The sequence below is a fragment of the uncultured Cytophaga sp. genome (assembly GCF_937863595.1).
Lineage (GTDB): Bacteria > Bacteroidota > Bacteroidia > Cytophagales > Cytophagaceae > Cytophaga.
Genome location: NZ_CALMGQ010000059.1, coordinates 1 through 8,946 on the forward strand (window position 1 = coordinate 1; position 8,946 = coordinate 8,946).

At 35.4% G+C, this 8,946-nt stretch carries 11 protein-coding genes and 1 pseudogene; 9 read left to right on the top strand and 3 right to left on the bottom strand.

Annotation, left to right across the window (positions count from 1 at the left end):
* Together Q0543_RS04940 and secG are read left to right on the top strand one after the other, a co-directional pair.
* Positions 1 to 803, top strand: a pseudogene (locus tag Q0543_RS04940) (hypothetical protein); the annotation flags it as partial.
* 6 nt (positions 804 to 809) lie between these two features.
* Positions 810 to 1,145, top strand: coding sequence for a preprotein translocase subunit SecG (gene secG, locus Q0543_RS04945; protein WP_299249961.1), 336 nt, complete (start codon positions 810 to 812; stop codon positions 1,143 to 1,145).
* Positions 1,146 to 1,201: 56 nt separating this feature from the next.
* Here secG and Q0543_RS04950 read toward each other — a convergent pair whose 3' ends face one another.
* Entirely contained in the window at positions 1,202 to 1,924 is a 723-nt protein-coding gene (locus Q0543_RS04950) for a hypothetical protein (RefSeq protein ID WP_299249965.1), read from the bottom strand.
* A gap of 210 nt (positions 1,925 to 2,134) precedes the next feature.
* On the opposite strand from Q0543_RS04950, the gene Q0543_RS04955 reads away from it, so the two are divergent.
* The 5 genes from Q0543_RS04955 (at position 2,135) to Q0543_RS04975 (ending at position 5,981) form a co-directional block, all read left to right on the top strand.
* Positions 2,135 to 2,413, top strand: coding sequence for a co-chaperone GroES (locus Q0543_RS04955; RefSeq protein WP_299249968.1), 279 nt, complete (start codon positions 2,135 to 2,137; stop codon positions 2,411 to 2,413).
* Positions 2,414 to 2,466: 53 nt separating this feature from the next.
* Positions 2,467 to 4,095, top strand: coding sequence for a chaperonin GroEL (gene groL / locus Q0543_RS04960; RefSeq protein WP_299249971.1), 1,629 nt, complete (start codon positions 2,467 to 2,469; stop codon positions 4,093 to 4,095).
* Positions 4,096 to 4,253: 158 nt separating this feature from the next.
* On the top strand, positions 4,254 to 4,625 hold the full coding sequence (locus Q0543_RS04965) for a hypothetical protein (protein ID WP_299249974.1): 372 nt from the start codon (positions 4,254 to 4,256) through the stop codon (positions 4,623 to 4,625).
* 45 nt (positions 4,626 to 4,670) lie between these two features.
* Positions 4,671 to 5,270, top strand: coding sequence for an HAD-IA family hydrolase (locus Q0543_RS04970; RefSeq protein WP_299249977.1), 600 nt, complete (start codon positions 4,671 to 4,673; stop codon positions 5,268 to 5,270).
* A 213-nt stretch (positions 5,271 to 5,483) separates the two neighbouring features.
* Positions 5,484 to 5,981, top strand: a complete 498-nt coding sequence (locus tag Q0543_RS04975; protein WP_299249980.1) for a hypothetical protein — start codon at positions 5,484 to 5,486, stop codon at positions 5,979 to 5,981.
* 74 nt (positions 5,982 to 6,055) lie between these two features.
* Here Q0543_RS04975 and ttcA read toward each other — a convergent pair whose 3' ends face one another.
* Positions 6,056 to 6,886, bottom strand: a complete 831-nt coding sequence (ttcA, locus tag Q0543_RS04980) for a tRNA 2-thiocytidine(32) synthetase TtcA (protein ID WP_299249983.1) — start codon at positions 6,884 to 6,886, stop codon at positions 6,056 to 6,058.
* 141 nt (positions 6,887 to 7,027) lie between these two features.
* Here ttcA and Q0543_RS04985 point away from each other — a divergent pair, with 141 nt between their 5' ends.
* Positions 7,028 to 7,699: an RNA pseudouridine synthase gene (locus Q0543_RS04985; RefSeq protein WP_299249986.1), complete on the top strand. Its 672-nt coding sequence runs from the start codon at positions 7,028 to 7,030 to the stop codon at positions 7,697 to 7,699.
* A 70-nt stretch (positions 7,700 to 7,769) separates the two neighbouring features.
* A complete protein-coding gene (locus tag Q0543_RS17025; RefSeq protein WP_366800003.1) occupies positions 7,770 to 8,369 on the top strand; it encodes a DUF2306 domain-containing protein in 600 nt (199 codons plus the stop codon).
* On the opposite strand, the gene Q0543_RS04990 is transcribed toward Q0543_RS17025, so the two are convergent.
* Positions 8,359 to 8,946, bottom strand: a 588-nt coding sequence (locus Q0543_RS04990; protein ID WP_299249989.1) for a hypothetical protein, incomplete at its 5' end; no start/stop codon positions are given. The two genes, Q0543_RS17025 and Q0543_RS04990, sit on opposite strands and share 11 nt — an antisense overlap.

Here is an 8,946-nt window from a genome sequence, read left to right on the forward strand (position 1 = left end):
CTGAAACAACTGCAAAAGTAGAACAAAACGAACATGTCGTTAATCCATTTCCTGTTTTAGTACCACAAGAACCTTCTATAGCGGCATCAAATACAAATGTAGATATTTCTCATACCGCTTCAACAGAAGCATTGAAGCAAACGCCTCCTACAAAACTTGATATACCTAAGAAGTCTTATTCGGCACTAATTGATGCAGAAAAACCGAATCCAAATACAATAAAATCGAACGATGTATTGGATTTGATTTTAAGTTTTGATAATCGCGTTAAGGATTATTTTGATATTAATAATTACGCGAACAAAACTCCTGATAAAAATACCAAAGCCGAATCGGAAGAAATTCTTCCGATAAAAATAGAGTCTATCGTTTCCCAATCAACTTCAGACATTACCTTTACCAATACAGATTGGATATTAGCAGAAAGTAGGTTGGAAGAACAAGGAGAAGCAAATGAAGAAAGTCTTTTATTAAATTATTTAGATTATTTGCGCGATAAAAAAAATAAGGTTGTCAAACCAGATAAAAAAAGAGAGAAATCGATTATTTCTCGTTTTATTCAAAAAGACCCCATTATTTCCCCATTATCCTATACAGAAGCAAGTAAAGATGAAGATTCGGATGATGATAGTGGTCAAGATTTAGGCAAACCCACCTTTGTATCAGAGACTTTCGCGAAATTATTAGAGAAACAAGGGAAATTTTCAAAAGCAATTTCTATATATGAGGAATTGATTTTGAAAAATCCCGAAAAAAATTCTTACTTTGCAACTCGAATTCAAGAATTAAAAAAGAAAATCTAACATACAATGATTATTACATTATCCATTTTATTAATTCTATGTGCCGTTTTATTGGTGATAGTGGTATTGGCTCAAAACTCTAAAGGTGGTGTAGCAGATGGTTTCAGCAGCTCAACTCAAGTTATCGGTGCTAAAAGAACAGGTGATTTCTTAGGAAATCTTTCTATTGGTTTAGCGATTACAATTTTGGTGATCTGTCTTGTTTTTAACTATGCAGCAAAACCAACTGTAAATGATCCAGAAGACGCGGATACAGAAATGACAACAGAACCATCTGAAACAGTTGCACCTACTACTGAAACAGATGCGGCTCCAACACAAATGATGGATACAGCAAAATAATATTTCCGATTATTATTGAATAAAAAAGCTCTGAGAAATCAGAGCTTTTTTTATGATTAAGAAATTGCTTTCGTAGATAAATACCGAACCAAAGCCAACTGTGCAACGGGCATCACCGTTTCTTTTTCAGGATAATTTATATCTGTCTGAATCAAATACGTGGCAGGATTAGGTAATTCAGGATACTTTTTGATTAAGCCCAATTTCATTGCATTCACACTATTACTAATGGACTGCGTGTACGTTTCTATCTTTTTAGTGTGAATACCTCTGTAATTCTCATTTGCATGGTGGAATATCGTAATATCATATTGATATACCTGCACCAGTTTATTTGGCAATTGATTTAATAATATGTAACCCGCGTCGGTATATAGTGGTTCTAATCCAATGGGTTCAATGTGTAGGCTCAGTTCTACTTCTTCATACAATTCTCGGCCCTGATTTAATCCATTACCCATTTGCGGAATTGCAAATTCTAGAATCTCCTCAATTTCATGCATCAACATATCGTCTCCCATCAAGGATTGATACATAAATTCGGCCTTTTCTGCATCTGTGCCTATAATTTCTTTTGGGAAACTATCTTTCAAACATTGTTTATTTTTCTTGATAGAAACCAAGCTTTGATAATGCGTGTATAATTCTGATAAAGGAGGATATAATAAACGCGCATCAAAATCTGTGCGAACCGAGTTTAAATACCCTAAAAGTTGGTATTTTTTGTATTCAAAGTCGATTAATCCTTTGGTAAGCCAATCCGAATCTAGTTGTTTCATAACATAAGCGGGTTTGGTATACTTTGTAAACGAATTATACTGACATTTTGTTCGTATATCTTTCAACATATTCTGTATTACCCTTTTTATTGACTTATAGTGTCAGTTTTTAAGCTTATTTTTATGTCAGAATTTCTGTTAAATCGTTTGGCACGAAACTAGACAGAGAGGAAGTATACAGTTTTAAAATCTTTTATTTCAAAATAGATTATGAGTAAAGTTAACATCAAACCACTAGCAGACAGAGTTCTGGTTGAACCAGCAGTTGCAGAATCAAAAACAGCATCTGGTATTATTATTCCCGATACAGCAAAAGAAAAACCACTTAAAGGTATTGTTGTTGCTGTAGGATCTGGTAAAAAAGATGAACCAATGACAGTAAAAGTTGGAGATTCAGTACTTTATGGTAAATATTCAAGCACTGAAATTTCTGTTGAAGGAAAAGATTACTTGATTATGAAAGAATCTGAAATCTACGCGATTCTTTAATTTCAAAAGAATAAAAAATATTCCTAACACTTTTCTAAAAATATACAATTAAGATGGCTAAGCAAATATTATTCGATAGAGACGCACGCGAAAAATTAAAAAAAGGTGTTGATGCATTGGCGGATGCAGTAAAAGTAACACTTGGACCAAAAGGTCGTAATGTAATTATTGACAAAAAATTTGGTTCTCCTTCTATTACAAAAGATGGTGTTTCTGTAGCTAAAGAAATTGAATTGAAAGATCCTATTGAAAACATGGGTGCTCAATTGGTTAAAGAAGTAGCTTCTAAAACAGCTGATCAAGCAGGTGACGGAACTACCACAGCAACTGTTCTTACACAAGCAATTTTTGGTGCAGGTTTGAAAAACGTTGCAGCAGGTGCAAACCCTATGGATCTTAAGAGAGGTATCGATAAAGCAGTTGCTGCAATCATCGCCGATCTTAAAATTCAATCTAAAAAAATCTCTAACTCAAACGAGATTGCTCAAGTAGCAACCATTTCTGCAAACAACGACCACGAAATTGGTAAAATGATTGCGCATGCAATGGATAAAGTTGGTAAAGATGGTGTTATCACTGTTGAAGAAGCAAAAGGTACTGAGACTGAAGTAAAAACAGTTGAAGGTATGCAATTTGACCGTGGATATTTATCTCCATACTTTGTTACAAATACAGATAAGATGGAAGTTGAAATGGAGCGTCCATACATCTTAATCTACGACAAAAAAGTTTCTTCTATGAAGGAATTACTTCCAATTTTAGAACAAGTTGTTCAATCTGGAAGACCTTTATTAATTATTGCGGAAGATGTTGACGGTGAAGCTTTAGCTACATTGGTTGTAAACAAAATTCGTGGTGCACTGAAAATTGCAGCTGTTAAAGCTCCAGGTTTTGGTGACAGAAGAAAAGCAATGTTAGAAGATATTGCTGTGTTAACTGGCGGTACTGTTATTTCTGAAGAAAGCGGTTACAAATTAGAAAATGCAACACTTGAGTACTTAGGTACTGCTGATAAAATCAATATTGATAAAGACAACACAACAGTTGTAAACGGTGCTGGCACGAAAGAAAACATTGTTGCACGTGTAAATCAAATCAAATCTCAAATCGAAAATACTACTTCTGATTACGATCGTGAGAAACTTCAAGAGCGTTTGGCTAAATTATCTGGTGGCGTAGCTATCATGTACATTGGTGCTGCAACAGAACTTGAAATGAAAGAGAAAAAAGACCGTGTTGACGATGCATTGCATGCAACACGTGCTGCAGTTGAAGAAGGTATCGTACCAGGTGGTGGCGTTGCATTAATCAGAGCAGGTGCTGCTTTGGATAACGTTGCATTCCACAACGAAGATGAAAAAACAGGTATACAAATTATACGTACTGCTATCGAATCTCCTCTACGTGCAATTGTATTCAATGCAGGTTTGGAAGGTTCTGTAATCGTACAAAAAGTAAAAGAAGGTACAGGTGACTTTGGTTACAATGCACGCGAAGATCGTTACGAAGCGATGATTGCTGCAGGTATCATTGACCCTACGAAAGTAACACGTTTGGCTTTAGAAAATGCTGCTTCTGTAGCATCTTTATTATTGACTACAGAATGTGTTGTTGCGGACGAACCAGAAGAAAAATCTGCGATGCCATCTATGGGTGGTGGCGGAATGGGTGGCATGATGTAATCCATGTAAGTAAAACTACTCTATTATTGAAAGTCCCCTGTAAATCAGGGGACTTTTTTTGTTTATATCCATTTAAGATGTGTACATTGAAGTATAATTCATTGCGATTAAAAACAATCAATTTGCGATACAATCATTATTAAACCTAAACGCTAATTATGATTCATTCCGTTTCAACTTTAAATTGGGTATACGAACATTACCTCTACTATCTATGCTTATGCATAGCCGATACAGACTGTGTTATTTGTGATCAAGATACCAAACAAATTAAATCAGAGTTGTTTCAACGCATAGATTCTGAGCGATTGGTTATGTTACAAAAAGAAGTATACAACGAATTCTTATTGAATTCAGAAAATGAACGCATGGACTTTATTTCTGAAAACGCTGCACATTTTTTACGGACGCCAATTATCAGAGAAAAAGTAATTGCGCAGTTACAGCATATTTCTGGTGCAGAAGATGAAAATAATCCTGCTTGGATTATGTTTCGTTATATCCGAAAGGTGATCAACACAGTAAAATAATATACTATTTCATTCAAGTCCTTATTCATTTATTTTATTCTCAATATGAGTACTTTCCAAATTCCCACTCACATAAAAGGATTTATTTTTGATATTGATGGTACGCTTGCTGATACAATGCCGGCACATTATAGAGCAAGCAATAAAGCAGCACAACACTACGGATTTGAATTTCCACTTGATTACTTTATTAAAAGCGCTGGTACTCCTACTGTAAAAGTCTTTCAGACTTTAATGGAGTTACAAAGCGTAAAATCTGTTTCTGCAGAAGAAGTTTCTGCTCTAAAAGAAACTTATTATTTAGAAGAAGTCCCTTCCATCCTACCCATCAAATATACGATGGATATCGTAAAAGAATTTCATGGTAAAATACCGATGTCTATGGGCACTGGCGGGACTTTAGAGATTGCCTTACCCAATATCAAACAAATTGGCGTGGATGCGTATATCGACATCCTAGTATCGGCAGAAGATGTAAAAAAACATAAGCCCTATCCAGACACTTTTTTAGAATGTGCCAAACGCATGCATCTCGCACCTGAGCAATGCTTGGTATTTGAAGATGCAATCAATGGTTTTAAAGCCGCCGATGCAGCACGTATGGAATGGATTGACGTTACAGAGTTTTACGAGACGGTTTACTAGTAATCAGTGAACAGTAAAATAAACAAAATCTTTATCCGCTTTTTTCATAATAGGAAACAAGATTTTTACAGGAAATTATAAGCTAGTATTACAAATCGTTTATTTTATTTTCAGTATTTTTTTTACTTAATATACTCATTCAAACAATAATTATTTTGAAATACCGTTTACTTTACATTAAATTTCTATCTCTGATTTAAACAAAATTGTCTTATGAAAAAAATCGTATTTACTTTGGCTTTGGCTGCTTGTACAGCTACCCTTTCTTTTGGACAACATGGCGGTCATCAGCACAATGGCGGCAATGGACAACATACTGGTGCTGATCAACATACAGGTGGTGGTCAACATACTGGTGGTGGACATACGAAAATGACGGCCGAGCAACGTGCTCAAAAAGTAACTCAATATATGACAACTTCATTAGACTTAACAAGCGACCAACAAACAAAAGTTACTGCGCTTAACGTGACTAAATCAAAACAGTTAGATAGTATACGTACAGCTAATTCCTCAAATATAGAAGCTGCAAAGCCTGCCATGAAAAAAGTAAAAGACACGTACAATACAGGCTTAAATTCAGTTTTAACAGCAGATCAAAAAACAAAGTGGGAGGCGTTAAAAAAACAAAAACGCGATGAATTTCAAAAGAAAAAAGCTGCTGGAACGAAGCCTGTGGAAGGTGAATTGACGCCGGAAGATATTGACTAAAGTGAACAGTGGTCGGTGGTCAGAAGACAGTGATCCGTGAAAATATAAAAAATTCCGCTTTATGCGGGATTTTTTTATTGCATGTATAATTCATTTTTAGGCGAATCCTTTTGCTTTAATTCCTCTATTTTATGTTCGAGGTTTTTGAAATCGTATAAATCCGTATCATATAAATGCGATGGACTGATATTCTTCAAGGCATTGTAAATAACTTCTTTTCTGTCTGGATATTGTTCTTCCCAATCCGATAGCATCTTTTTAGTGATTTTACGCTGCATGTTTTCTTGTGAACCGCATAAATTACAGGGTATGATTGGAAAATTTTGATAGATGGCATATTCGCTAATATCCTTCTCTTTGCAATACACCATCGGACGAATAACCACATGTTTGCCATCGTCTGTTCGATATTTGGCTGGCATGGCTTCCATCTTACCACTGAAAAATAAATTCAAGAAAAAGGTTTCCAATACATCTTCGCGGTGATGCCCCAAGGCAATTTTAGTAGCACCCAGTTCTTCGGCTATTGCATACAAATTACCTCTACGCAAACGCGAACACAAACTACACATGGTCTTCCCTTCAGGTGTTTTATCAATGACAATGCTGTAGGTATCTTTTTCTACTATTTTAAAATCAACGCCTAACTTAGACAAATATTCTGGTAGAATATGTGCTGGGTAATCGGGTTGCTTTTGATCCAAGTTTACCGCAATGATTTCAAAATTCTTGCGCACGTGTTGGGCATGCAAGAACAAATTCAATAAGGTATAACTATCCTTTCCACCCGACAAACAAACCATTACTTTGTCGCCTGGTTCAATCAAATCAAATTCATCCAGCGCTTCCCAAAAACTTTTACGCAAGCGGTTTGTATTCTTTTCTTCTGGACTTGGTAATGGCATAATGGATCTGTTGATTTGGAATACAAAGATACAAAGTAATGCGGAATAGATACAAATGTGTATTTTTGAGTGTAGAAGTACCTTGGGAACAAACCAAGAGATGAAACCAATTGTAACCTTGTAAAGAGATAAAAGTAAAAAATGAACATCAACGAATTTCTTGTCAAACGTTTTCATGTTTCTAAAGAAGAAGCAGGTAAGTGGATTTCAGAAAATCGTGTTTTCATCAATCATCAAAAAGCCGTACAACGCAACACTGTTCTAAAGACGGATGTAATTGAACTGAACGGTGAGATTCTTCAAGAAGGTCTTACGCATTGTTATTATGCCTATTACAAACCCAGAGGAATTGAATGTACCCTAAATCCAAACATTGCAGATAATCTCTTAAACGTTTTGCCCTTTAAAGAATACCTTTATCCAATTGGTCGCTTGGATAAAGAATCGGAAGGTTTACTTATTTTAACCAACGACGGCAAGCTCTACAAAGACATTGCCCATGCCGAAAAGGAAAAAGAAAAAGAGTATGTAGTTGAAGTAGATAAAGAACTCACCGATGCAGCCATTGAGCAATTGGCAGCAGGCATTGTTATTATGGGTAAAAAGACCCGACCCGCAGTTGTACATCGTCTCTCTTCTACAAGCTTTAATATCACTTTAACGCAGGGTTTAAACCGACAAATCCGTCGGATGTGCCACAAGCTAGGCTACGAAGTAAGCTCGCTTAAACGCATCCGTATTACGTCTATTTTGTTAGGGGATTTAAAGCCGGGTGAATATTTGCAGATCCAAAAAAAAATGTTTGATAAGTAACATGGTCAATACAAAATCAATCCTTAAAACCCTATTGTGGAGTATACCACTCTTATTTTTTTCAGGACTTATGCTTCGCATCACATATCCCTATTTTTCGTTTAGATACGATATTGGATTTCTTCTAACCAAGCAATCTGTTTTACATAATGCTATTTGGAGATGGAGCTTTTATATACACATTAGTACTAGCCTACTTGTTTTAATCTTTGGCATATTCCAATTTATTCCGTTTCTATTATTTAGATGGCCTAATATACATAGGCTTATAGGGAAAATATACGTTGTATTGGTCGCATGCCTCAGTGCGCCGAGTGGATTTATAATGGGTATCTACGCAAATGGCGGCATATGGGCGAAGACTTCGTTTTGTATAATATCGTTACTATGGTTTATTTTTACATTAAAAGCTTATCTGACCATTAAAAACAAAAACATTGATGCACATATTGATTTTATGATACGGAGTTATGCCTTAACATTAACCGCTATTACACTGAGAATGTATGTTGTAGTATTACCGCACTTTTTCATTCTTCATTCCAGAGAAATGTACGCACTAATTTCCTGGTTAAGTTGGATACCGAATCTATTGCTTGCAGAATTCCTCATACGCAAAAAAATATTCAGGCCTTTTAACTATCAACAGAGCAATTCAGCTATTCAATAATCGTAGGCGCAACCTCAACAATTTTTCCTGATGAAGAAATGTTGTATGATTTTTTTGAGATCAACTCTATTTTACTGATCTCATTGTCGAAATCACGGTTGTTATAAGGCTTTGTCCAGATACGTTTCGATTCTGTTATCTCAAAAGAATCTTTGTTGAATACAACTGTTTGAAGTATTTCCCCAGTTTGACGAGCAACAACTCTATTAGACACCATCTTACCATCGGAATCATAAATAATCAAGCGGTGATAAATCTCTCTCATTTCTATCGGACAAGCTGTAGCTGATTTATCAACTGCGTAAACTATAGCCTTTAACGTTGCTTGTGGATGAAAAGCATGATTGATGTTGTAACAAAGCGATGAATTTGGATGGTCCATTTTTTCTTTCAGGTAATAGACAACCATATCTTTGAGTACAATTGTCTCATCAAACTCCGAATAATTCATTCCATTGAAATTCTCATAGTTGAATTGGTTTACATTTTTCTGATTGACTTCAAAAACAGATGAAGTATCTGAGACTGAATTGAACAATGCATTTAGATTCGACAAGCTGCTTTTATATATTTCTAT

Excerpts from the sequence above, each read along its gene's own strand:
- Q0543_RS04985 (WP_299249986.1), top strand. The coding sequence starts at position 7,028 with ATGAACATCAACGAATTTCTTGTCAAACGTTTTCATGTTTCTAAAGAA.
- Q0543_RS04950 (WP_299249965.1), bottom strand. The coding sequence starts at position 1,924 with ATGAAACAACTAGATTCGGATTGGCTTACCAAAGGATTAATCGACTTT.
- groL (WP_299249971.1), top strand. The coding sequence starts at position 2,467 with ATGGCTAAGCAAATATTATTCGATAGAGACGCACGCGAAAAATTAAAA.
- ttcA (WP_299249983.1), bottom strand. The coding sequence starts at position 6,886 with ATGCCATTACCAAGTCCAGAAGAAAAGAATACAAACCGCTTGCGTAAA.
- Q0543_RS04970 (WP_299249977.1), top strand. The coding sequence starts at position 4,671 with ATGAGTACTTTCCAAATTCCCACTCACATAAAAGGATTTATTTTTGAT.
- Q0543_RS04965 (WP_299249974.1), top strand. The coding sequence starts at position 4,254 with ATGATTCATTCCGTTTCAACTTTAAATTGGGTATACGAACATTACCTC.
- secG (WP_299249961.1), top strand. The coding sequence starts at position 810 with ATGATTATTACATTATCCATTTTATTAATTCTATGTGCCGTTTTATTG.
- Q0543_RS17025 (WP_366800003.1), top strand. The coding sequence starts at position 7,770 with ATGCTTCGCATCACATATCCCTATTTTTCGTTTAGATACGATATTGGA.
- Q0543_RS04975 (WP_299249980.1), top strand. The coding sequence starts at position 5,484 with ATGAAAAAAATCGTATTTACTTTGGCTTTGGCTGCTTGTACAGCTACC.
- Q0543_RS04955 (WP_299249968.1), top strand. The coding sequence starts at position 2,135 with ATGAGTAAAGTTAACATCAAACCACTAGCAGACAGAGTTCTGGTTGAA.